This is a genomic window from Prevotella dentasini JCM 15908 (genome assembly GCF_000614065.1).
GTDB lineage: Bacteria > Bacteroidota > Bacteroidia > Bacteroidales > Bacteroidaceae > Prevotella > Prevotella dentasini.
Map to the genome: position 1 here is coordinate 18,896 of NZ_BAKG01000009.1, position 22,975 is coordinate 41,870.

Consider the following 22,975-nt stretch of genomic DNA (forward strand, 5'->3'; position numbering starts at 1 on the left):
CGTCGTGTTGCGCTATCGGGCGGCAGGGGGTGTTTGCTCTGTTGTAGGGACAGGCCCCGTGCCTGTCCGCCTTGTTCCCTTCGTCCGGTGTTTGCCTTCATGCCTTTCTACTCCTTATTACATGTCGGGCAATGCTGAATTTTCTGCTGCAAAGTTAGATACGCACAGCACGAAAGTACATTGCAGAATCGGACAAAAATGTTTCAAAATCGGACATTCTTCGTCTTTCTGACTTATCAATATCGGTCTGTCTGTAAACACTTGCTGCTCAAAGGTTTAATAGTGATAGCTTTATCCTTTTTAACAATCAGCGGTTTTTAGGCATCAAACGGTTTCCTGATGATAGTTCCGTTCAGATTCCGTCCCCACAGGGTGAGCCGCCGGCAGGCTGGAAACCGCGGGGTGGCGCGTCTCCGGCTTTTGCCCCGGCGCGGACAAGGCACAAGATAAAGGAGATTTTCCTTGGTGCGCCCGAAAGTTTTGTGTATATTTGCAGGCGTACAGATTACCATCAGAAGGACAAGGCAACGAAGGCTCTGCTTCGGTTGCCGGCATAGTACGACTGCTGTCATGAATAACTCTGAATCATCACATTTCATATAATATGCAATTGTTCCGAAACGCCTCTTATGCAGCCTTGAAGCATTGCCATGAGACCTTTACGAATGGTATGGGGGGAATCCGCAGCCTTATTTCGCGCACACTGCCGGTGCTTGTGTCTATCCTGCTCCTGCTCGCCTCGTGCGGGAAGGAGCCGCATGCCTTTACCCCCGAGGAGCGCAAGGCGGCCGACAGCATCGTACACGCTGTAGGCGGAGCCGACTCGCTCGCCCTGCTGCAAAGACGGCTGGAGGGCGAGGGCAACAGGCTCGGCAGCATCGTTGCCCTCAGGCGGTGGGGCAAGGCACTGCGCGACGATAGCCGCTTCGAGGAGGCACTGCGCGTCCACAGCAAGGGGCTGCAGCAGGCGGCCGACGCCGGCGATACGCTGGAATGGGTGCAGGCCCTGAACAATGTAGGTACGGACTACAGGCGCATGGGCGTGCTCGACGTGGCACAAGGATACCACTACAGCGCGTGGAAGATGAGCGAGGAGTGTGCCGACACCTCGTTCACGGCGAGGAAGAACCGCGTCGTGTCGCTCAACGGACTGGGCAACATCTACCTTACGCTGGGCAACTATGAGCGGGCCGACAGCACGCTGCGGATGTGCCTGAAAGGCGAACAGGAACTGCACAGCACGGTGGGGCAGGCCATCAACTACGCCAATCTCGGCTCCATCTTCGAGCACCGGGGACAGACAGACTCGGCCTGGGTGTACTACCGCCGGTCGATGGAGCTGAACACCGAGGAGGGCAACGAGTTAGGCATCGCGCTCTGCCATACCTATTTCGGCTCGCTCTACGAGAAGGCGCGGCAGTACGACAAGGCGGCTGCGGAGTATGAGACCGCTTACCGGCTGATGAAGGACTCCAAGGACGACTGGCACGCCCTCAACATGCTCATTGCCCTTGCAGGCATCTGCCACGCCACGGGAAACGGAAGGCAGGGAGATGGAATGTCTCGGCAGGGCAAGGCAGGTGGCGGAGGCCATAGGCTCGCGCGAGCATCTGGGTCAAATCCACACCTTATATTATAGGCACTACAAGCAGAAGGGCGACTGCCGCGCGGCACTGGCCGCCTACGAGAAGGCTACGGCCATGCAGGACAGCGTGCTGGGCATGGAGAAAGTGAACCGCATACAGAACACGAGCCTGAACATAGAGCGAAACAGGCAGGAAAGGGAAATGAACGAGGCGAGAGTCAAACTGGAGCAGGAACGGACGGCACGCCAGATAGACTATGCCGTCTTCGTCTTCGTCGTCATCATCCTGATAGGCGCGCTGGTGGCCTTCCTCTACATACAGCGTTTCCACCGCCGCAACCACTTGGCACTGAAGCGGCTGGCGGCACTGCGCGAAAACTTCTTCACCAACATCACCCACGAGTTCCGAACGCCGCTCACCGTCATACTCGGACTGAGCCGCGACCTCCAAGAACCTGACGTGAAGGAAGTGGAAGACAAGGCCCGGACCATACAGCGGCAGGGAGAGGGGCTGCTCATGCTCATCAACCAGCTGCTCGACATATCGAAGATAAAGTCGGCGGTGGGCAATGCCGACTGGAAGAACGGCAACATCATAGCCTACCTCGGCATGATAGTGGAAAGCTACCGCGACCATGCACGTAGCCGCAACATAGAGCTGCAACTCATATCGAAGGGAGAAGTGGTGATGGACTTCGTGCCCGACTACGTGGCCAAGGTGCTCAACAACCTGCTCTCAAACGCCTTCAAGTTCACGCCCGAATACGGAAGGGTGAGCGTGGAGGCATGGCGCGAGGGCGACAGGCTGCTGATAGAGGTGGCAGACACGGGCAGGGGCATGGACGGGAAAACGCTTGCCCACGTCTTCGAGCCGTTCTATCAGGCGACAGCGACGCACAGCACATAGGCACGGGCGTAGGCCTGGCCCTCGTCATGCAGATAATGAAAGCCGTCGACGGGACGATTACGGCAGAGAGCACTCCCGGCAAAGGCACGACGTTCCACATCAGCGTGCCCGTGAGGAACTCCGGCCGTCATGCAAAGTCCGTCGTTACGGATGCCGGAAACGTTCCGCTGCTGCCCAAGGCCGGGCCTGAGCTTGACGACAGCGAGGGCGACGACAGCCAGTGCCGGCTGCTCGTCATTGAAGACAACCGCGACATTGCCGCCTATATCGCTCGCAGTTCGTGGGCCGCTACGCCGTCTCCTACGCCGGCAACGGTAAGGACGGACTGGAAAAGGCAGAGGAACTGGTGCCCGACCTCATCATTACCGACCTGATGATGCCCGGCATGGACGGACTGGAGGTGTGCAGGCAGGTGCGCGGCAACGAAATCATCAACCACATTCCCGTCATCGTCGTTACGGCAAAGATTACCGACGAAGAGCGCATCAGGGGCATAGAGGCCGGGGCGGACGCCTATCTCGCCAAGCCGTTCAATGCCGACGAGCTGCGGACGAGGGTGGAGAAGCTCTTGGAAGGCAGGCGGATGTTGCAGAAGAAGTTTGCCGGAATGATGCAGCAGCGCGGGGAAGAGACGGAAGAAGGCGGCAGGGCGAACGAGGCCGATCTGCGGTTCCTCACCAAGGTGTCGGGGCTGGTCAGCAGGCATCTCGACCGCAACAGGATGGTGGACGTGGCAGCCGTCGCCTCCGGCATGGGCATGAGCCCGCGGCAGTTCTACCGGAAGATAAATGCCCTTGTGGGCGATACCCCTGCCGCCCATATCCAGCGTCTGAAGATAAAGCGCGCATGCAGTCTGCTGGACAAGGACAGCAAGGTAAGCTTTGCGGAAGTGGCAGAGCAGTGCGGATTCGACGCTTATCCCAATTTCGTGCGTGCGTTCAAGAACGTGTGCGGCGTTACCCCTACCGAGTACAGGAGGCGCGGAGAGTAGGCAATGGTGCCCTGCAAGGGAAAACGAACTTGCCGTCCAGTGCCTGTCGGTGCCGGAGTTATCCGAAACGATTAGAAAGTAACAGGAATGGAAGAAACAAACAGTTTGCAGCCGGTGTGCGGACAAGCCCGGCAGACGGAATGTCCCTGTCCGAAGGCCTGCCCCCGGCACGGCCGGTGCAGTGAGTGCGTGGCACATCACCGCAGCCACGGCAACCTGCCCTTTTGTCTCAAGGGCTTGGCATAGCGGTTATGAAATAGATAAGGAAAAACTTCCCGTCGCTGTGTGCGGCAGGGCAGACTTTGCAGGATGATACGATTGAAGGAAGACGGGGGAATCCCCCGCGCCATGATGATTATGATGGCGGCTATGGCAGGCCTGACGGTTGCCAATCTGTACTATAATCAGCCCTTGCTCGAGAAGATATGCCGCGACCTTGGCGTCAGCGAGGTGTCGGCAAATCTCATCACGGTGATTACGCAGACGGGCTATGCCTTGGGGCTTTGCTTCCTCATACCCTCGGGCGATTTGTATTCGCGCCGCCGGCTCATTATCGTCAGCATGGCAATGGCCGCCCTCATGGCGGTCGTCATCGGCTTTGCCGCCGACATCTACACGATATGGGCAGCCTCCGTATTCTTGGGGGCGTTTTCCGTCGTACCGCAATTCTTCCTGCCGATAGCCACCCAGTTCTCAAGGCCCGGGAACAAGGCGCGCAACATGGGCTACGTGCTCTCCGGGCTGCTCGTGGGCATATTGGGGGCACGCGTCGTGGGCGGACTGGTAGGCGAGTGGCTGGGCTGGCGGTCGATGTTCCTGATAGCGGCAGGCATCATGCTGCTGTGCCTTATCATCACCTTGCGGATGATGCCCGACATGAAGCGCAATTTCCACGGCAGCTACGCCTCGCTGATGAAGACCGTGTTCCAAATCTTCATCGCCCATCCGGGCATACGCGTCAACTCCGTCCGGGCAGCCTTCGGCTTCGGCAGTCTGCTGACGGTATGGGCCTGTCTGGCCTTCCACCTTGCCAAGGACTTTGGCGTCGGCTCGGACATGGTGGGCATGCTCGGGCTGTGTGGCATAGCAGGGGCAATGGTGGCCAGCGGTCTGGGGCGGTACGTGCCCCGTTTCGGCGTGTACCGCTTCTCTGTCGCAGGCGGCAGTATAATGATTGCCGGCTGGCTCGTGGCCCTGTTCTTGGGCAACAGCTACGTGGGCATGGCAGCCAGCATCATCCTGCTCGACATCGGCCTGCAATGCCTGCAACTCAGCAATCAGAGTGCCAGTATAGCAGAGATACCCTCCGCAAGCAACCGCGTGAACACCATCTTCATGACCATCTATTTCGTCGGTGGTTCGTTGGGCACCTTCCTTGCCGGATGGGGCTGGAAGACGGCCGGATGGCAGGGCGTGTGCGCTGTCGGTATCGTCATGGCAGGCATGAGCTGCTTGTCAGCCTGATTGCGAGGAAGTGAAAGAAGGCGCAGGCAGCGCATGCAGTACTGATTCGTTCTGTCTGAAGTCTTAGGCGACTCGCAGGCAACCCGTAGGGACAGACCGCGTGTCTGTCCGATAAACAAAAATATGCACGTAGGTAACGACGCCGGACAGGCCCCGTGCCTTTCCGAAACGGTGGAACGCACGATTTGTGTTAATGTCGGATTGTTTTTGATGCGGACAGGCACGTGGCCTGTCCCTACATTTTTATTTCCCCTCCACGTTCCTGAACACGGTGGCGGAACGCGCCCTGCGCAACGGGAAAACGAAAGGGGCGGTTTGACGATGCGAAAACGGCACTCTGACATGGTCGGAGTGCCGTTTTCGTTTTTCGGGCGTGGCGAGGGGGTGGGAAGGACAGGCGGCTGTCAGCCGCGCCTTGCGCTGCGCGCGAGGGCAAGGCGTTTCTCGTAGACGGGACGCCACTTGTCTATCATGGCCTGAAGATTGCGGCTGCGCTGCCCGAGTTCGCGGTATTCGGCGGTGTCGGTCAGCGAGTTGCGGCTCATCTCGAGCATGCGCGAGAGGAGGAGCTGCTGCTGTGCGTCGGCCTGACGGAGCTGGTTGCCGAGCTTTTCGAGGCTCTCCGTGAACTGGAGGGCGCGGTCTATGTGGTCTTGTTCCATATCGTTTGTGGGTCGGATAAAGCTTGCAGCGGTGCGTGCCGGAAGCATAATAGGGATGGAGGGATGGCCTTGGGGAGCTGCTTGACTTGCTTAGTTGTAGAAGTTGACATCCAACAGCATCCTGAAATGGTGTTCAAGTTCCTGTCTGAAAGGGTGGGTAGAGGAGTATAATGCCATTGCAAAATTGGTCTCACCGTCTATATCGAAACTCCCATCCAGTTTAGAAAGCGTACCGTCGTCAAACTCTGAAAACCATTTATCGAAGAGTCTTTTGCGGCACATCTGCCTTTTGTCGCTGCTGTCGTAAATGGCAACCATCGCATTGTCGTTTCTCTGAAAGAACCTTTCCAAGATATTCAGGATCGTGTTGCGGACAGCATTGCTGCTCTTACACTTCCCATGGGGCGGAAATCTTTCTATGCCAAAGGCGTAGACCGGGTATTCCGTGCCGATGACATCCGAGTAGTCGAGAAACGTTATTATGTACAGGATGCCGTCGTCTGTGGTAAATTCGTAGGCCGACGTCTCATAATTGTATTTTATTTCAAACTGGACGAGCGAATTTAATTCTGTCATTCTTGAAGCCTTTCAGGGTGCCGTGCTCACGAATATAGTTCTGAACTTCCTTTTTGTCTTCCATCATCCGGCGGATAATGGAGGGGGCTGTATTCTTCTTCATGTTCGTTTGCTTTGTGGTTCTTGGGCGAAGAACCTGTTTAGTGCTACAAATTTACAAAATAAGTTTTCTCCACGCGGTTTTCATCAAGGGTTTAACGCTGAGTTGTTGTGGAATTAACTATAAATTAACATTCAGACGTTAAACATTCGGATGAAAGGGGCTGGCCGGCGGGGAATAAGGAATGTGGGTCGGTAATTGACGTCTTCCTGCTTCGGGCAGGCGCAACGAGAAATCCCCTCTCGGGGAGGAGAGGGGATGTATGCGGTGGGTTAGAATACTAGATTGAATCCGAAGCGGATGCCGTCGACCGATATGCCCGGGTAGGCGGTGTAGGTGAGGCGGCGCACGTAGTCGACTTCGAGGCACTTGAAGATGTTGTGTATGCCGACGACAAGCTCGAGGTAAGGCTCGTGGTTCATCACGTGCGTGCTCGGGGAATCGGTAGAGGTCGGGGTCGGCGGCGTTCTGCGGCAGGTAGGGGTTGTTCTTGTCGGTCAGGTGTCCCCACATTCCCTTGAAGGCGATGTACTCGCGCCACTTCAGGTGCTTCAGCAGCGGAATACGGTTGAAGACCTTTCCCTCGAGGTTCCACGCAAGGTTGAACTGCGCGTAGCGGTCGTTGAGGAACTCCATGTTCTCCATGAGGTTGAACGTTCCCTGATGTTCGAAGTACGACGTGTTGACGGGCGGCATGATAAGGAGTGGGAAGGGGACTTTGTTCCATTGTGCCCCTGCGGAGAGGCGGATGTCGAATCTTCCCCAGCTGCCGAGCCAGATGCGCTTGTAGGCTGACAGCTCGGTAAGGTTGGAGTTCAGCTGCGAGCCGAAGAGGCTCTGTATGCCCATGGTATGCCTGAGCTTGAACTCGGGGGCGTCGAGGTTGACTTCCATCCGCTGCTGCTTGGAGTTGATATAGCTTTGTCCGGGGCGGTAGTCGAAGCCGAGGGACAGCGAGGTCTGGCGTATTTTCGTTACGACGTCGCCGTTCAGGTGCTCGTAGAGGAGCTTTGCCGTCGGCTCGGTCTTCTCCATCTCGAAGGCGAAATGGGTGGCGAGGCCGTAGTCTGTCTCCCAGTCGAAGGTGAGCCGCTGGCGGTTGTAGAAGTACATTTTCTCTACCTTGACGGGCCGGAAGGCCATGAAGATGTTGTCCTTGTTGTGGATGAGATATTTGTCGGAGGGCGACTCCACGTCCTTGTATGCCTCTATGGATATGGTGCGGATGGGAAACTCTATGGGCTGGTACTGGGGCTTGTTGAACGAATAGGTTGCCTTTGCCCCGTAGTAGCTGTTTTTTGTCTTCGTGCCGTAGGCGTAGTAGCCGTCGAAGAACCAGTGCGGACTGAAGTGTGCCGTGGTGCGGGCTGCTGCACGGAGGCGTATGCCGTCGACGAAGTTCTTGGAGAGGAACGTGTTGACCGGTCCTATGTCTATCTTGCTGGGATGCTTCCCGTTGCCCGTCTCGATGAAGTTCTCTATCAGGCCTTCGCACCGAACATGACCCAGCGGAATCGTCGGGTCTTGGCCATCTTGCTGACGAAATCGTCCATGCCGCTCTCGCTCTTGGTGAGCTGTGCCGTCCGGTGCTCGCTCCAGAAGCTGTCGTCGCGCATCTTGGCACCGGCGTCATACTTCAGTTTTGCCTTGCCCTTGAAGAGGGCGTCGGGAATGGGGGCGAAGGCATAGTTGCGCATGCCTGTGGTACGGATGACGATGACGCGCTGGAAGAGGTCTGTCAGCTTCAGCTCGGCCACCATGTTGTCCGTGGTCAGCACCCATTCGCCGTTGGGCTGCTGTTCGTACTCCTGCCCGAACTTCATTGCATCGACGAAGTTGACGCCCGTGTTGGCAGGGAGCTGCATGTCGCACTTGCGTACGTGCAGGGAGCTGTCGGCAAGGACGTAGAGTTCGCCCCGGAATCCGAAGTCCTGCTGGTTGGCAGGCATGAATTGCAGGCGTATGCACTTGTCTTTTCCGATGTAGAGAGTGTCGTCTATGTAGAAATGGTAGAAGGAGATGGCGGTGGAGCCGATGGGCGATGGGAAACGCGACTGAAGGAGATTGATTTGGTCGTCGTAGAGGTCGATGTCCTTGAAGATGTCCTTCACCACGGTGTTGAGGGCGGACCCGGTCTGTATCAGCTTCGAGATGCCTTTGGTAGACTGGCCCTTGATGATGTCCTTCTCGTCGCGCGGCGACTTGCGGTAGACGTGCTGAGTGAGCGTCTCGTCGACGGAGAAGGGGAGGATGAGCTTGTTGTTGTACGCGCAGACTTCCACCTGATCGAGCAGCCACGGCGACTTCGCGAAGAGAGAGCCTTCCAGCTCGTCGGGCGTAAGGTTGTTGATGGCCATCGTAACCTTCTGATACTTGTCGTACTGATAGTAGTCGTGGTTGGAGAGGTCTGTCGTTTTCTTGGCGGCAATGACGCGCCGCATCAGTTCTACGGCCGGATTGTCCTTGCGCGAATATTTGTGCCGGCGTTTCGCCTGTACGACGACGCCTTCGAGTTGTCTTGAGTCGGCAGCGAGGGCTACTTTTATTGTCTCGGGGGTGGAGGTGGTTATCCTGACGCGCTTCGCCTTGTAGCCGACTGCGGTAACGGTCAGTTGCTGTCCTGCCTTGCGTGCAATGACGAGCAGTCCCGACGCGTCGGCCGATGCGCCGAGTCTCAGCGACTTGTAGTTGGCGTTGGCGTAGGGGATGCTGTCTCCTGTCTGGGAATCGACGACATAGCACCGCAGGTTCTGTGCGGAGGCGGCGAGGGTGAAGAAGAATAGGAGAAGCATTATCCCGGCTTTCCCCGGAAGAAGAAGCCCCCCGAAGCTCTTCCAATGGGAGCGTGGGCGTCTTCCTGTAGGGGACGTGCCAAGTAAAAGAGGGAGATTGGCTCTCCCCCGGCTCCTTCCCCATAGGGAGGGGAGGAGAGTGTGTTGTGTTCTGAGACTGGATGTCTGTGCCATATATTCTTTGAGTTTTCTTTTGCGGAGGGGAGGCGGCTGCCGGTGAATGGCTGCGACGCGGCAGCAATCGGCCGGGAGCAGTCTGCCCCGGCACACAGGCGGCGTTGCCGTTCGTGCGCCCTCCCCGGACGGGGAGGAGACATGGACAGGGACAGCCCCCTCCCGTGAGGGAAGGACAGGCTGTCTGCCTTCTTAGTCTATCTCCTCGTCTGCTTCGTAGCCGCCCATCTCGCGGATGGCGTTCTTGAGCATGGTGTATTGCTCGAAGAGATTGTTGACCGCCTCCTCGCCTTTCGTATAGTCGTGCATCGGGCTTTTGAGGAAGAAGCTCAGGAAACGCTGTATGCCGTAGCGTCCGGCACGGGCCGCAAGGTCGCTGAGTAGCGTCAGGTCGAGCAGCAGCGGAGCGGCAAGGATGGAGTCGCGGCAAAGGAAATTGATTTTTATCTGCATCGGATAGCCCATCCATCCGAAGATGTCGATGTTGTCCCAGCCTCCTTGTTGTCGTTGCGGGGTGGGTAGTAGTTGATGCGCACCTTGTGGTAGATGTCGCCGTATAGGTCGGGCTGGTCGTCTGCCTTGCAGATGGTCTCGAGCGTGGATAGCTTGCTGACCTCCTTGGTGTGGAAGTTGGCAGGCTCGTCGAGCACGAGCCCGTCCCTGTTGCCGAGTATATTGGTAGAGAACCATCCGTCGAGTCCGAGGCAGCGCGTCTTGATGATGGGGGCAAATCCCGACTTGACGAGCGTCTGCCCGGTCTTGAAGTCCTTTCCCGATATGGGCATGCGCGTCTTTTCGGCGAGTTCCCACATGGCCGGAATGTCCACGGTGGTGTTCGGTGCGCCCATGATGAAGGGGCAGCCCTCGGTCAGTGCGGCGTAGGCGTAGCACATGGACGGTGCGATATGCTCGCGGTCGTCGGCCTTCATGGCCGTTTCGAGCTGTTCGAGGGTCTTGTGGACCTTTTCGTCGTAAGGAACGTATATCTCGGTAGATGCCGCCCAGATGACGACGATGCGGCTGCAATCCTGCTCTTTCTTGAAACGGCGTATGTCTTCGCGCAGTTCCTCTGCCATTTCCCACCGCGTGGCACACGTCTTGACGTTGTCGCCGTCGAGCCGCTTGGCGTAGTTCTTGTCGAAAGCCGCCTTCATCGGGCGGATGGCCTCAAGTTCGTCGCGCACAGGCTCGATGTCCTTGGCTTTCAGCACCTCGGCATAGACTGCTGCCTGATAGGCGTTCTGCGGATAGACATCCCATGTCCCGAATACGATGTCGTTGAGGTCAGCCAGCGGAACAATGTCCTTGTAGTGGAGATATTGCTTCTCTGCCCCGCGTCCTACACGTATTTTGTCGTATTGGGTCATCGAGCCGACGGGCTTTGCGAGACCTTTGCGAGCCATTAACACTCCGGTCATAAAGGTCGTGGCTACTGCACCGCACCCTACAACCATGATTCCTAACTTGCCCTCTGAGGGGGCTACCTCTGTTTTCTTCATATTCTTAGAGTTTATCTTGGGCGGGATGGGCGTTGCTGAACGGATGATAAGCACGGACGGGCTTCAAAGAACGCTTCTCTCCCGACGTTGTATTTTATAATAACGTAAGTTGTTGCGGATTATTGCGGTGGAGGCAATAATTCGGCAAGATGGCCTATGATGCGGTCGGCAGCCGTACCGTCGGGCTGGTCGTCGGTCCATCCCTCGCCTTTCAACCAGACGGTCCGGCAGCCGAGGGAATGGGCAGGGGCGATGTCTTTGTCGTAGCTGTCGCCGACGACTGTCGTGTCCCCGGGATTTGTCCCGAGTGCCTCCACGGCAAGGCTGAATATGCGCGGATCGGGCTTTCTGACTCCGCAGACGGCACTTTCTACTACGGTCTCGAACAGGCCGGAAAGGTTCAGCTCGTCGAGAACGGTGTGGAGATTGCCGTAGAAGTTGCTCACGAGGGCGAGGCGGCTGCGCTCTTTCAGGCGGAGGAGCACCCCGCGGCTTTCGGCAGCGATGGCCTTCACCTTGTCATATACGTCGTCGAGCACCGCGGCCTGCATGTCGTCGGACGGGGATTGTGCCGAGCCGGCAAGCCCGTGCTGCGTCAGGTATTCAAATTCTATGCGCAGCTTTGTTTCGAGCATGCGGCGGAAGGTGTAGCCGGGCTGTATGATGGGATTCCTGCCCAGCGTCCGTTCGGCATGGATATATGCGGCACGGAACGCCTCCTCGCCGACGGGCACTTGCTGCCGCCGGTAGGCATGCCAGAGAAACCGCCCCCAGTGGCAGCCCCGTGTGTCGAGCGTGCCTCCGAAATCGAAGAGGAAGGCCTCGCTTGCAGGCTCTTTCCGGGCAGCGGTGGAGGCTGGATGTTCTGTAGATGGTTTCATGTTTTCGTTGATTGTCGGCTGTTATGGCGGTGTTGCGGCAGCGTCGCAGCATATTGGTTGACGGAGGACAGTGCCTTTATGTCCGCCTTTCTGTCAGTCCGCCTTTGGGAGACTGCTCCTGCACAGGTCTTCGTGCCGCTTGTGCATATAGATATAGACGACGTTGTAGAGCGTTATCTCTGCAATGAGATAGACCCACGGGCAGTCCGTCAGACAGGTAGCGTAGATGAGAATGGCGCGCGAATTGAAGGTGAGGAAGTTGGTCAGCGGCATCAGCGGACGGCTGCCGCTAAGGAACTTGTCCTTCCACTCCTGCGGAATGTTCTCCACCTGCCCGTACTTCTCTTTGAGGGCGGCACGCAGTTTCTGGAAAGCCGGGGTGCGCTTCTCCTGCCGGTGGCAGTAGTGCTGGTAGTTGTAGTGGAACGCCCGCTCCCAGAACACGCCCTTTTTGCCGCGCAGGCTCTCCGCGATGGCATGCTCGGCAGTATATGAGTCAAGCTCCGACCCCTCCTTGCCCTTGAGGAAGAAGAGGTGTATCTGGCGGTAGTAGTCGCTGATGGCACTCTGATGCGAATGGCTGAGCAGTCCGGCTATGGCAGCGAGGGCAAGCCCCCAGAAGCCCCAAACCTCCATCGTGCCGGGCATGGGCTGGTGCCACAGGCGGAGGACAATGGCGAGATAGATGGCGAAAAACCACGTGTCGCCGGCAAATCCGTCGAGGCAACGCCCCTTCATGGAGCGTTGGTTGGTGAGCCGTGCGAGCTGGCCGTCGGTGGAATCGCAGAAGTTTGCGAGCATCAGCAGGACTACACCTATTATATTATAGGTGATGTCGGTGAAGTAGAACATCACGCCTGCCGACACGCCCAAGAAGATGGAGAGGATGGTTATCGCGTTCGGCGTAACGCCTATCCGGTGCCAGAAGAGGGCGAAGGCGAGTCCGATGGGACGGGTGAAGTAGATGTCTATCCACTCCTCGGTGTCGCGCGACTTGAGAGAGGCCGCAAGGAGTTCCCTGAAAGGAGGTCGCTTGCCTTGTTGCTTTCCTGCGGCGAGGGGGGCGGCAGAGTCTGTCGGTTGTCTTTCTTTCATGTTGCTGTTGGTTGTTGTTGGTGAGCCTGCGGTGCTGCTGCAGCCTGCCGGGTTACAGATGCCGGGCCTGCGGCGTTGGCGGCAGGGCGTCGCTGCACTTTCAGCGGTGGGTGGCGAGGTCTACTATTGCCCCGGCTGCCGCTTCCCTGCACCGTGCGAAGCTCGGCCAGTCGTTGAAGTCGATGATGACAAACGTGCCGTCGGGCCTTATGATGGCATCGCCCCCGTAGACGGGGACGGCGGCGAGGTCGGCGAGGCGGCCGGCAGCCGATTGCAGGTCGGCCGGGGCGAAGGTATAGTGGTGGGGCGTCCCGTTGCGCATCTCGTCGCCCATCTTCGTAATGCCGTCGTCGCCGGGGTAGTAATGGCGGAAGAAGCCTGTGCCGAGCACGCCGTAGAACTTCACGAGGTCGCCCTGTACGTGGGCCTGCACAAGATGGTCGGCGATGCCCCGGCGGCCGAAGTCGGCGAGGGCGGCGGCAAGCTCGCGTTGGCCGGCACAGAAGCGGATGTCGCCTGCCGACTGTGCCGATGTGTCGGCCCGCTTCAGCCAGTAGCCGTGCCGGCCCGTCGCGGGCGGCTGTGGAATGTCGTTGTCGGCCATCAGTGCGGCAAGGCGGCTGCGGTGGCAGCAGAGTTCTACGCCCAATGGGGGATTGAGCACCCGCGTGCCTTGGTTTCCTGCTCCTTCAGCCATGCGAGCGTCCCGGGGCGGCGGCCCATTGAGAGGATGAGTTTGTAGCGTCGGTCGGCAGACAGCGGCAGCTCGTCCTCGGAAAGGAGCTGCACGGGCGCGGCGAGGCGGTCGGCGACGGCACGGAGGATGGCTGCGTCGTTGGCCTCCGAGTTGGGAGAGAAGCAGGCGGAGCGGAAGAGCAGAAGCCCCGCTGCCGGTGTTTCTCCTGCGGAGGCTGTGGCGGTGTGCAGTGGGTGTCGGGTGTCGGATACGGGCATGGGCGGCAGTGGATTGATGGCAGGGTGGGGGTTGTGGGCGGACAGGGGCTGCAGCGTTGTGGCAGATGGCCGCGCTTTGGTCTTCGTCTACTCTTCTTGGGGGCGGCATGCCGTGTCTGCGGCGTGGTGTGGGGCGTTGTGCGGCTGAACGAGGCGTTCGGCCTTCTCTATGTCGCCTGCGTGGTCGATGTCTATCACCTTGGAGAACGCATGGGCGGCAACGCGCAGTCCGTCGGACAGGAGGGCGCGCTGGAAGTTGCGCATGCGGCTTTCGCCCCGTCCGATGCAGGCGCGGAGCGTGTCAAGACAGGGAGCTGTCAGCCCGTAGATGCCGGCAGAGATGTAGCGGCAGGGCGGGTCGGGCAGGTCGTAGAAGCCCGTAACCGCAAGCTGACCCGGCAATGGTGCGGCAGCGGAAGGCCCTCCGTGGGCGCGTCCGCCGTCCGTCGTCCCGACATAGAGCGGTTTCTCGTCGTCGATATAGTCGGTAACGCCCATCAGGCGTCGGTTCCGTGCCCGGCAGCCTCGGAGAAGGCGCGGACGTAACGGCTGAACTCGTCTTCGCGGAACACCGTGTCGACGGTGGTCAGCACGAACGGCCCGCCGCCCATCAGGCCGCTCAGGGCATGGAAGCTGTGCATGGAGCTGGGAGTGGAGCGGACGACGAAGCGCAGCGGGACGGGATGTCCGCAGAGTCCGTTTTCCGCGATGTCGGCCAGATGCCGGCTCACCTCGCTCATTTCCTCGTTGCAGACGACGGCTATTTCCGTCGCCCCGTTTTCCGCGAAGATGCGTATCAGCCTGTCTATCAGCCTCTCTCCGTTTATTCTTACCAACGGCTTCGGTACGCCGACTCCCTCCTGAGCGAGCCGCGAACCGTTTCCGGCAGCTATGATGGCATACTTCATGGCTATTCTTGCTTGCCGGACGGGCAGAACCATTCCGCCCGTCCCGAATTGCAAAGATATAATTCTTTTCCGAGAATAACGAATGATTGCAAGAGTAATTCCGCACAATCTGCCCCTGTCCGGGGAACGGCGGCTGTGGGGGAGAAACAAAAAAGTTATGGTCAAAATGCCGTACCGATGCCCGATTACGCCGATTTTTTCATATCTTTGCATCCGACACATACAATCGTATAAAAGTAACCAGACTATGGAAAAGAAAATCGCGCTCGTTACGGGTGCTACCAGTGGAATCGGCGAAGCCTGCGCACGCAGGTTTGCCCAAGGAGGATACGACCTCATCATTACAGGACGCAGACAGGACCGCCTCGCAGAGGTCAAGGCACAGCTCGAAGCCGACGGGGCCAAGGTGCTGACGCTGCTCTTCGATGTCCGCGACAGGGCGGCTGCCACGGCTGCCGTCGACTCGCTCGAGGGACGGTGGGCAGAGGTCGACGTGCTCATCAACAACGCCGGACTGGCCCTCGGTCTGGAGCCGGAATATGAAGCTCGTACGACGACTGGGACACGATGGTGGACACCAACATCAAGGGCCTGCTGACCATGACGCGCCTCGTCGTGCCGGGAATGGTAGCGCGCGGACGGGGACATGTCATCAACATCGGTTCGGTGGCAGGCGATGCCGCCTACGCCGGGGGCAACGTGTACTGCGCCACGAAGGCAGCGGTGAAGACGCTCACCGACGGACTCCGCATAGACGTGGCCGACACGGCCGTCCGCGTAACCAATGTGAAGCCCGGACTCGTCCAGACCAACTTCTCCACCACGCGCTTTCATGGCGACAACGAGCGGGCCGACGGTGTCTACAAGGGCATACAGCCCCTCACGGGCGGCGACATTGCCGACGTAGCCTTCTATGCCGCTTCCGCACCGGCCCATGTTCAGATAGCCGAGGTGCTCGTCCTCGCCACCCATCAGGCGAGCGGAAGCGTCGTAAAGCGGAAATAACGCTCCTGCCGTCTTCGTCCGCCCCTGTCGTCCGCTCTGTGTGCAGGCGTCCGGGCCGGGCGTTTCCGGCTGTCGTCAGGTAGTCGGGAAAAGTGGCTTTGTCGCTCGTTTCTACTTAAATTACCTTAAATCGTCCGGCAGGGGGCACAAATGTTACCCTGCGATTGTGGCAAAAGCCCTAACTTTGTTTCCTGAAACGAATAAGTAACAATAAAGAAAAGGAAATATGGCACACGGACACGATGTCCTCCACATGATGGAGGGAAACAGCTATGCGACGAAAGAGGCACTGGTAGAGGCGATAGAAGAGAGATTCGGAACGGAAGAGCGGTTCCACACCTGTTCTGTAGACGGAATGACGGCTGCCGAACTGGTAGACTTCCTTGAGGGGAAGGGCAAGTTCATGCCTGCCGGGGCGGAAGACTTTACGGTGGACAGCAGTAAGATATGTAACCATTAGCCAACCGCGTGCAGCGTCTGCCGGCCCGGTCTTCCGGGCGTGGCATCGGTGCTGCATGCCCACGAAACACCCACCATCGCAATGATAAGGATTTACGGTATGGACACCTGTCCCGACTGCACGGCAGTCTACGAGCGGGTGAAGGACGACCCTCGGTACGAGATAGTAGAGATAGGCAGCCACGTGCTGCGCCTGAAGGAGTTTCTGCACCTGCGCGACACGCATGCCGTCTTCGATGATGCGCGCCGCGAGGGGTATGCCGGCATACCCTGCTTCGTGCTTGAGGACGGCACTGTAACGCTCTCTCCCGAGGAGGCCGGGCTGTAGTGCTGCGTGGTTTCCCCAGTGGCGGATTGTCGCGTGCAACCGTCTGATAATCAATAAAGTATGGACAGCGAAACGAAAGTGTCGTTGTCGTATGGTCAAAGTGCCGTTTTCATTCAGTGAAAACGGCATTTTCGTTTTGTGGAAATGGCAGGATGAATGTTTCGTTGTCAGATTTCGGGCGGTAATGGGTGGCGAGATGCGGTTATGCAGGCAGCCTGTCATACATTCTCTCCGTGCTACTGGCGGAGTTCAGGCGAATTGTCGGGACAGGCCCTGTGCCTGTCCGAAACAAGCAAAGAAGACAGACTCGCGGTCTGTCCCTACGGGTTGACAGCTTTGTTCTGCCGTATCGGGCTGACGGAAGAGATTTCCATGCCGGTTCGGGGCAAGAAAAAAGCCATATCCATTCTCCGCAGGCGGAGCACAGATATGGCTTGTTATTGATAGGGTTACGAAGCGCAGGCGGACAGATTATGAGACCCTTTCGGGCAATGGCCGCCTGTTGGCCGTTTCCCTGTTCCTTTTAATATGCGAAGAGAGGATAGTCCTTCATCGTAGCGTTTACCTTCTCGCGAACGCGTGCGATAACCTTCTCGTCCTCAGGCGAAGCGAGTACCTCGTCAACGAGCTCGGCAACGAGCAGCATCAGGTCTTCCTTTACACCGCGGGTCGTCATGGCAGCGGTGCCGAGACGGATGCCTGAGGTCTGGAAAGCAGAACGGCTGTCGAACGGAACCATGTTCTTGTTGACGGTGATGTCGGCAGCAACGAGTGCGTTCTCTGCCACCTTACCAGTCAGGTCGGGATACTTGCCGCGGAGGTCGAGCAGCATGGAGTGGTTGTCGGTACCGCCGCTGACGATGTTCAGACCGCGGTCTACCAATGCCTGTGCAAGGGTGGCGGCGTTCTTCTTCACCTGCAGTGCGTATTCCTTCCAGCTTGGGAGCAGGTTCTCGCCGAAAGCGACTGCCTTGGCTGCGATGACGTGCTCCAGCGGACCGCCCTGATTGCCGGGGAAGACGGCAGAGTTGAGAACTGCCGACATCTTCTTGAGCGAACCGTTCTTGAGGGTAATGCCCCAAGGATTGTCGAAGTCCTTGCCCATGAGGATAACGCCGCCGCGCGGACCGCGGAGGGTCTTGTGTGTGGTGGTGGTAACGATGTGTGCGTACTTCAGCGGGTTGTCGAGCAGTCCGGCAGCAATCAGACCGGCCGGGTGTGCCATGTCTACCATGAAGAGTGCGCCTACCTCGTCGGCAATCTTGCGCATGCGTGCATAGTCCCACTCGCGGCTGTAGGCAGAGCCACCGCCGATGATGAGCTTAGGCTTGTGCTCGCGTGCGAGCTTCTCCATGTTGTCGTAGTCAACGCGGCCCGTCTCCTTGTTGAGGGTATAGCCTACGGGGTGGTAGAGGATGCCCGATGTGTTGACAGGGCTGCCATGAGAAAGGTGCCCGCCGTGGTCGAGGTCCATGCCCATGAAGGTGTCGCCCGGCTTGAGTACGGCGAGGAAAACAGCCTGATTGGCCTGTGCGCCGGAGTGGGGCTGCACGTTGGCATATTCGGCACCGAACACCTGCTTGATGCGCTCAATGGCAAGTGTCTCCACTTGGTCTACTACCTGACAGCCACCGTAGTACCGCTTGCCGGGATAACCTTCGGCATACTTGTTTGTAAGGTATGAACCCATGGCGTTCATAACCTCGTCGCTGACAAAGTTCTCGGATGCTATCAGCTCCATTCCCTTGAGCTGACGCTGGTGCTCCTGTTCGATCAGATCGAAAATCTCTTGGTCTCTTCTCATGTTGTTCTGAAATTAGAAGGTTGCCTGTCGTGGCATTATTCTTTCGGATGATAAGCCTGACAGGGCGATTAGTAATTAAATTGCTGCAAATATACTGATTTATAGGCAAAGCTCCAAAGAAAATGGGACTTTTTTTTCGGCCGTGGCCGTGTCGCGGCCGGAAGAGGGTGAGGATGCCTGACGGCGTCCGGCAGGGGCGGCGGCAGTATCGTGGCCGGGACAGGCGTCCGCCGTGCCGCGCTTAGCAAAGCTCCACCTTATCTATATGCTGCTCCTTGTCGCAGTAGTGGCACTTGAGTATTCCCTCGGTCTTGTCCACTACGTTGAATATGGTGGGCATCGGCTCGTTGTTGGTGATGCACTTGGGGTTGTTGCACCGTACAATGCCCCGAAGCTCGTCAGGCGTTACCACCTTCTTCTTCTCTACCACTTCATAGTCCTTAATGATGTTGAGCACCACGTTCGGTGCCACGACCGACAGACGGGAGATTTCAGCATCGGTGAAGAACTTGTCGCTCACCTTGATGATTCCCTTTGTGCCTACCATCTTCGATGAGAAGTTATAGCCGATGGTAACGGGTGTGGCGAGCTTCTGGAGCTGTAACAGGTTGACCACCTGAAAGGTTTTTTCAGACGGGATATGGTCGATGACGGTGCCGTTCTCGATGGCGGCTACCAAGCGTTCTTTCTTTGACATAGTCGGAAGGCCCTGCTCCGTCCTCCCGGCAAGGGAAGAAATGCCTACGGAGCGTGCGTGGGCGGCGTTTAAGGTGAAGGCTCGCAGGCGTCGGCGAGCGTAGTGGGGTGGGTATGGCCTACAGGATGGTCTTGTCGTTTCTGACCTCTTCGAGCGAGATGCCGAGGCAGTGGCAGAAGATGGCCTCACGGGCGAAGAGTCCGTTCCGTGCCTGCTGTATGTAGTAGGCGTGCGGGCTGTCGTCTACGTCGTAGGCAATCTCGTTGACACGGGGCAGGGGATGGAGGACGCGCATGTTCGGCTTGGCCATCGAGAGCATGTCGCGGTGGAGGATGTAGACGTTCTTCACGCGCTCGTATTCCATCAGGTCGGAAAACCGCTCTTTCTGCACGCGCGTCATATAGAGGATGTCTGCTCCTGCTATAATCTCGGGCGTGAAGTCCTCGTGCTCCGTGAAGCGGATGCCGTGCTCGTGGCAGTAGAGCTTGTACTCCTCGGGCATGGCGAGTTCCTTGGGCGCGATGAAGTGGAAGGTGGGGTTGAAATGGCGCATGGCCATGATGAGGGAGTGGACGGTACGGCCGTACTTGAGGTCGCCGACCAAGTAGATGTTCAGGTTCTCGAGCGTGCCCTGCGTCTGGTGGATGGAATAGAGGTCGAGCAGGCACTGCGAGGGATGCTGGTGGGCACCGTCGCCGGCATTGACGATAGGGACGGGAGCCACCTCCGAGGCGTACTGCGCTGCACCTTCTATGTGGTGGCGCATGACGATGGTGTCGGCATAGTTGGAGACCATGAGGATAGTGTCCTTGAGGGTCTCGCCCTTGCTGACGCTCGAGACCTTGGCATCGGTGAATCCGATGACGCGCGCCCCGAGGCGGTTGGCGGCCGTCTCGAAGCTGAGCCGGGTGCGGGTGGAGGGTTCGTAGAACAGGGTGGCGACGACCTTTCCCTTGAGAAGCTCCCGATTCGGATGCTTCTCGAACTCCTGTGCCATTTCAATAAGGTAGAGCAACTGCTCCCCACTGAGGCACTGGATGTTCACAAAGTTATGCTTTTCCATTTATGTCTTGATGTTTGAAGCCTCCCAAGTTCCTCCGGGGAGGAAGGTAAGTAGCGGGCGGTCCGCGTGTCTGCCGGCCTGCGACTCGTCTGCCTGTCAGCCCGTCTGTTCGTTTAGACCCTTACCCGACCGTAAAGTTACGGAAATAATCCGGAACGGCAAGTTATCCGATATGGAAAATTTTCCGCAAGAGAAAAAAACTATCAATAATTTTGCATATCCGCTGATTTGCATTATCTTTGCAGAATATTCCCGTCTGCAGGCCGGCGCGTGGGCAAGTCTACGAGTAGACGAGTTGAGGGTAGACGGGTTTTATGGGTACTTGCTCCTCCCCACGCATAGACAGGGAAGGCTCGCAAAGAAGCCTGAACACCGAATTTATATCAATGAGAAGACATCTCGTACACATCCTCTGGGGCACATTGATTGCCGTCGTGGGCTTCGTCTGCGTTTTCTTCGTTTCGGTATGGAACGGATGGGTAGGCTATATGCCTGACATGGAAGAGCTTTCCAATCCTATCGACAAGTTTGCCTCGCAGGTCTATTCGGCTGACGGGAAGCTGATGGGAACGTGGAATCAGGACAACGCCAACCGTGTTGCCATCGACTACAACGGCCTCTCCCCACACCTTGTCCACGCCCTCGTGGCTACGGAGGACGAGCGTTTCTACGAACATTCCGGCATAGACTTCATAGCCTCGGGCGCGCTGTCATAAAAAGAGGCGTGCTCCGCCATGCCAGTGCAGGCGGAGGCTCCACCATAACCCAGCAGCTTGCCAAGCAGGTTTACTCGGAGAAGGCTCACAGCACCATCGAGCGTCTGTTGCAGAAGCCCATAGAATGGATTATTGCCGTGAAGCTCGAACGGTATTTCACCAAGGAGGAAATACTGGCGATGTACTTCAACTACTTCGACTTTCTCCACAATGCGGTCGGCATCAAGCGTGCTGCCAACATCTATTTCGACAAGGAGCCGCGCCGGCTCAATGTTACCGAGGCCGCCACGCTGGTGGGTCTGTGCAAGAATCCGTCCATGTTCAATCCTCTCCGCTATCCCGAGCGTTGCCGCGGCCGGCGCAATATCGTGCTGATGCAGATGCGCAAGTCCGGCTATATTACGCGCGAGGAATACAACGAACTCATAGAGCGGCCGCTCAATATCCACTATACCAAGCGAAGCCCGTCAACGGAGCGGCAGACTACTTCCAGTCGTTCCTCCGCCAGTACATGATGGAGAAGAAGCCCGAGCGCGAGAATTATCAGGAGTGGCAGAACCGCGAGTTCGTGCTCGACTCCATAGCATGGGAGCAAGACCCCCTCTATGGCTGGTGCAACAAGAACCTGAAGCGCAACGGCGAGCCGTACAACGTGAACACCGACGGACTCCGCATCTATACGACTATTGATACGCGCATGCAGCAGTACGCCGAGAAGGCCGTGCGGCGTCATGTCGGAGGCTATTTGCAGGCGCAGTTCAACATAGCCAACCGCTATAAGAAGAACGCACCCTTCTCGTCGCACCTCTCGCACAACACCATCAAGGCCATACTGAACCGCTCGTGCAAGCTCTCCACGCGCTATCTGAAGCTGAAGGAGCAGGGAGCTACGCCCGAAGAGATTAAGCGCAGTTTCCGGACGCCCCATGAGATGACGCTCTTCACCTATCATGGCGACATTGACACGGTGATGACCCCGATAGACTCCATCCGCTACTACAAGTCGTTCCTCCGTTCGGCCTTCATGAGCATGGAGGTGAGGACAGGCGCGGTGAAAGCCTACGTGGGCGGCATCGACTACGAGCACTTCAAATACGATATGGGAATGGGCGGACGCCGTCAGGTCGGCTCCACCATCAAGCCCTACCTCTACGCCCTCGCCATGCAGAACGGCATGACGCCTTGCAGCACCGCCCCCAACGTACAGCGTACCTACGGTGGCTGGACGCCTCGCAACGGGTCGCGTGCCCGGTACGGCCAGCAAGTGCCCCTCCGTTGGGGACTTCAGCAGTCCAACAACTGGATTTCTGCCTACCTCATCAGCCTTCTCGGGCCACAGCAGTTTGTGGGCATCCTCCACGATTTCGGACTGAATAATCCCGATATAGAGAAGAACGTAGGGCCTGTGCTCTGCCTCGGTCCCTGCGAAGTGTCGGTAGGCGAAATGACCAGTGCCTACACCACCTTCGCCAACCACGGCATCCGCTGCGCCCCACTGTTCGTAACGAAGATAGAGGACAGCCACGGCAATGTGATAGCAAAGTTCCAGCCACTGATGAACGAGGTTATCTCAGAAGAGAGTGCCTACAAGATGATAGACATGCTCCGTGCCGTCGTCAACGGCGGAACCGCCAGCCGGTTGCGTGGCTACGGCCTGCGCGGCGACATCTGCGGAAAGACGGGAACGACGACCAACCACTCCGACGGATGGTTTATGGGCTTTACGCCGCAGCTTGTCAACGGCTGTTGGGTGGGCGGCGAAGACCGCGACATCCATTTCGATACCATGTCGCTCGGTCAGGGCTCTTCCATGGCACTGCCCGTCTGGGCCTATTACATGGAACAGGTCTATGCCGACAAGCGTCTGGGTTATCGTCCCGATGCGCGTTTCGACATTCCCAAGAGCTTCGACCCCTGCAACTCTGCCGATTCCGTTTCCATCAACGGAATACAGGAAGTATATTTCTAAAGGTTCTTGCTGCGCTTGCCGCTGTTCTGCCGCGTGGAGCTTTCGCAGGGTGTTCCACTTACAGAGACAGGGTTGTCCGCATCGTTGGTCGTCGTCGGAAAGAATACCAAATAAAATACCAAAAACATTAATTTCTCAAAACTGACTAATCTTGGCAGTCCGATTCGTGAGAGTCGGACTGCTTTCCGTTCCGGCAGGTTCTTCGTGCCCGATTGCCGCAGGGATGAAACAGCATCAGCAAGTGCCGTCCTGTGCTTTTTGGCACAGAATTTTTCCGTGCCGGACTCTCCTTCGTTTAATGCCCGGGGCAGCGGACTTGAAGCGCGGTGGAGGGATAATCATCCTC

General features: G+C 57.8%; 14 protein-coding genes and 7 pseudogenes. 6 read left to right on the top strand and 15 right to left on the bottom strand.

Annotated elements, in window-relative coordinates:
* The first annotated feature begins 670 nt into the window (after positions 1-670).
* Both JCM15908_RS14115 and JCM15908_RS05770 read left to right on the top strand, forming a co-directional pair.
* Positions 671-3,483, top strand: a pseudogene (locus JCM15908_RS14115) (hybrid sensor histidine kinase/response regulator transcription factor).
* A 309-nt stretch (positions 3,484-3,792) separates the two neighbouring features.
* Entirely contained in the window at positions 3,793-4,947 is a 1,155-nt protein-coding gene (locus tag JCM15908_RS05770) for an MFS transporter (RefSeq protein WP_025002627.1), read from the top strand.
* 404 nt (positions 4,948-5,351) lie between these two features.
* On the opposite strand, the gene JCM15908_RS12610 is transcribed toward JCM15908_RS05770, so the two are convergent.
* From JCM15908_RS12610 to JCM15908_RS12630, 11 genes and pseudogenes are all read right to left on the bottom strand, one after another.
* Entirely contained in the window at positions 5,352-5,609 is a 258-nt protein-coding gene (locus JCM15908_RS12610) for a hypothetical protein (protein WP_036892836.1), read from the bottom strand.
* Positions 5,610-5,699: 90 nt separating this feature from the next.
* The gene (locus tag JCM15908_RS05780; RefSeq protein WP_025002628.1) at positions 5,700-6,185 is read right to left on the bottom strand and encodes a DUF6169 family protein; all 486 of its coding nucleotides are present in this window, start codon (positions 6,183-6,185) and stop codon (positions 5,700-5,702) included.
* Positions 6,154-6,288 (bottom strand): hypothetical protein, encoded by a 135-nt coding sequence (locus JCM15908_RS15375; RefSeq protein WP_262498841.1) that lies wholly within the window; start codon positions 6,286-6,288, stop codon positions 6,154-6,156. The genes JCM15908_RS05780 and JCM15908_RS15375 overlap by 32 nt, the downstream gene beginning before the upstream one ends.
* Before the next feature lie 269 nt (positions 6,289-6,557).
* Positions 6,558-9,077 (bottom strand): annotated as a pseudogene (locus JCM15908_RS12615) (DUF5686 family protein).
* Positions 9,078-9,443: 366 nt separating this feature from the next.
* Positions 9,444-9,875, bottom strand: a pseudogene (locus tag JCM15908_RS15085) (inositol-3-phosphate synthase); the annotation flags it as partial.
* Positions 9,800-10,750, bottom strand: a pseudogene (locus tag JCM15908_RS15090) (inositol-3-phosphate synthase); the annotation flags it as partial. The pseudogenes JCM15908_RS15090 and JCM15908_RS15085, both read right to left, overlap by 76 nt.
* Positions 10,751-10,869: 119 nt before the next feature.
* Entirely contained in the window at positions 10,870-11,631 is a 762-nt protein-coding gene (locus tag JCM15908_RS05795; RefSeq protein ID WP_025002629.1) for an HAD family hydrolase, read from the bottom strand.
* Positions 11,632-11,724: 93 nt separating this feature from the next.
* Positions 11,725-12,726: a CDP-alcohol phosphatidyltransferase family protein gene (locus tag JCM15908_RS05800; protein WP_025002630.1), complete on the bottom strand. Its 1,002-nt coding sequence runs from the start codon at positions 12,724-12,726 to the stop codon at positions 11,725-11,727.
* A gap of 100 nt (positions 12,727-12,826) precedes the next feature.
* Positions 12,827-13,423 carry an ATP-grasp domain-containing protein gene (locus JCM15908_RS12625; RefSeq protein ID WP_234396388.1) on the bottom strand — a complete coding sequence of 199 codons (597 nt, stop codon included), beginning with the start codon at positions 13,421-13,423 and terminating at the stop codon, positions 12,827-12,829.
* Complete coding sequence (locus JCM15908_RS15095) at positions 13,366-13,680, bottom strand: hypothetical protein (RefSeq protein ID WP_234396389.1); 315 nt, start codon at positions 13,678-13,680, stop codon at positions 13,366-13,368. The genes JCM15908_RS12625 and JCM15908_RS15095 overlap by 58 nt, the downstream gene beginning before the upstream one ends.
* Before the next feature lie 87 nt (positions 13,681-13,767).
* Positions 13,768-14,588, bottom strand: a pseudogene (locus tag JCM15908_RS12630) (nucleotidyltransferase family protein).
* Between the two features lie 247 nt (positions 14,589-14,835).
* Here JCM15908_RS12630 and JCM15908_RS12635 point away from each other — a divergent pair.
* The 3 genes and pseudogenes from JCM15908_RS12635 to JCM15908_RS12640 all read left to right on the top strand — a co-directional run bounded on the left by JCM15908_RS12635 (position 14,836) and on the right by JCM15908_RS12640 (position 16,380).
* Positions 14,836-15,593 (top strand): annotated as a pseudogene (locus JCM15908_RS12635) (SDR family NAD(P)-dependent oxidoreductase).
* A 226-nt stretch (positions 15,594-15,819) separates the two neighbouring features.
* Positions 15,820-16,053 (top strand): YecH family metal-binding protein, encoded by a 234-nt coding sequence (locus JCM15908_RS05820; protein WP_025002631.1) that lies wholly within the window; start codon positions 15,820-15,822, stop codon positions 16,051-16,053.
* An 81-nt stretch (positions 16,054-16,134) separates the two neighbouring features.
* A complete protein-coding gene (locus JCM15908_RS12640) occupies positions 16,135-16,380 on the top strand; it encodes a glutaredoxin (protein WP_036892859.1) in 246 nt (81 codons plus the stop codon).
* Positions 16,381-16,903: 523 nt separating this feature from the next.
* Here JCM15908_RS12640 and glyA read toward each other — a convergent pair.
* The 3 genes from glyA to pyrB form a co-directional block, all read right to left on the bottom strand.
* Positions 16,904-18,184, bottom strand: a complete 1,281-nt coding sequence (gene glyA, locus JCM15908_RS05830; RefSeq protein ID WP_025002632.1) for a serine hydroxymethyltransferase — start codon at positions 18,182-18,184, stop codon at positions 16,904-16,906.
* Between the two features lie 241 nt (positions 18,185-18,425).
* Positions 18,426-18,881 carry an aspartate carbamoyltransferase regulatory subunit gene (locus tag JCM15908_RS05835; protein WP_025002633.1) on the bottom strand — a complete coding sequence of 152 codons (456 nt, stop codon included), beginning with the start codon at positions 18,879-18,881 and terminating at the stop codon, positions 18,426-18,428.
* A gap of 118 nt (positions 18,882-18,999) precedes the next feature.
* Positions 19,000-19,944, bottom strand: a complete 945-nt coding sequence (gene pyrB, locus JCM15908_RS05840) for an aspartate carbamoyltransferase (RefSeq protein ID WP_025002634.1) — start codon at positions 19,942-19,944, stop codon at positions 19,000-19,002.
* A gap of 386 nt (positions 19,945-20,330) precedes the next feature.
* Between pyrB and JCM15908_RS12645 the strand changes: the two are divergent.
* Positions 20,331-22,629, top strand: a pseudogene (locus JCM15908_RS12645) (transglycosylase domain-containing protein).
* Here the strand turns inward: JCM15908_RS12645 and JCM15908_RS15380 are convergent.
* Positions 22,626-22,757: a hypothetical protein gene (locus tag JCM15908_RS15380; protein WP_262498842.1), complete on the bottom strand. Its 132-nt coding sequence runs from the start codon at positions 22,755-22,757 to the stop codon at positions 22,626-22,628. The pseudogene JCM15908_RS12645 and the gene JCM15908_RS15380 overlap by 4 nt on opposite strands.
* Positions 22,758-22,975: the final 218 nt, after the last annotated feature.

What these genes read in the sequence shown, in the direction of transcription:
- JCM15908_RS05770 (WP_025002627.1), top strand. Translation starts at nt 3,793, where the DNA reads ATGATACGATTGAAGGAAGACGGGGGAATCCCCCGCGCCATGATGATT.
- JCM15908_RS12610 (WP_036892836.1), bottom strand. Translation starts at nt 5,609, where the DNA reads ATGGAACAAGACCACATAGACCGCGCCCTCCAGTTCACGGAGAGCCTC.
- JCM15908_RS05780 (WP_025002628.1), bottom strand. Translation starts at nt 6,185, where the DNA reads ATGACAGAATTAAATTCGCTCGTCCAGTTTGAAATAAAATACAATTAT.
- JCM15908_RS15375 (WP_262498841.1), bottom strand. Translation starts at nt 6,288, where the DNA reads ATGAAGAAGAATACAGCCCCCTCCATTATCCGCCGGATGATGGAAGAC.
- JCM15908_RS05795 (WP_025002629.1), bottom strand. Translation starts at nt 11,631, where the DNA reads ATGAAACCATCTACAGAACATCCAGCCTCCACCGCTGCCCGGAAAGAG.
- JCM15908_RS05800 (WP_025002630.1), bottom strand. Translation starts at nt 12,726, where the DNA reads ATGAAAGAAAGACAACCGACAGACTCTGCCGCCCCCCTCGCCGCAGGA.
- JCM15908_RS12625 (WP_234396388.1), bottom strand. Translation starts at nt 13,423, where the DNA reads ATGGCTGAAGGAGCAGGAAACCAAGGCACGCGGGTGCTCAATCCCCCA.
- JCM15908_RS15095 (WP_234396389.1), bottom strand. Translation starts at nt 13,680, where the DNA reads ATGCCCGTATCCGACACCCGACACCCACTGCACACCGCCACAGCCTCC.
- JCM15908_RS05820 (WP_025002631.1), top strand. Translation starts at nt 15,820, where the DNA reads ATGGCACACGGACACGATGTCCTCCACATGATGGAGGGAAACAGCTAT.
- JCM15908_RS12640 (WP_036892859.1), top strand. Translation starts at nt 16,135, where the DNA reads ATGATAAGGATTTACGGTATGGACACCTGTCCCGACTGCACGGCAGTC.
- glyA (WP_025002632.1), bottom strand. Translation starts at nt 18,184, where the DNA reads ATGAGAAGAGACCAAGAGATTTTCGATCTGATCGAACAGGAGCACCAG.
- JCM15908_RS05835 (WP_025002633.1), bottom strand. Translation starts at nt 18,881, where the DNA reads ATGTCAAAGAAAGAACGCTTGGTAGCCGCCATCGAGAACGGCACCGTC.
- pyrB (WP_025002634.1), bottom strand. Translation starts at nt 19,944, where the DNA reads ATGGAAAAGCATAACTTTGTGAACATCCAGTGCCTCAGTGGGGAGCAG.
- JCM15908_RS15380 (WP_262498842.1), bottom strand. Translation starts at nt 22,757, where the DNA reads ATGTTTTTGGTATTTTATTTGGTATTCTTTCCGACGACGACCAACGAT.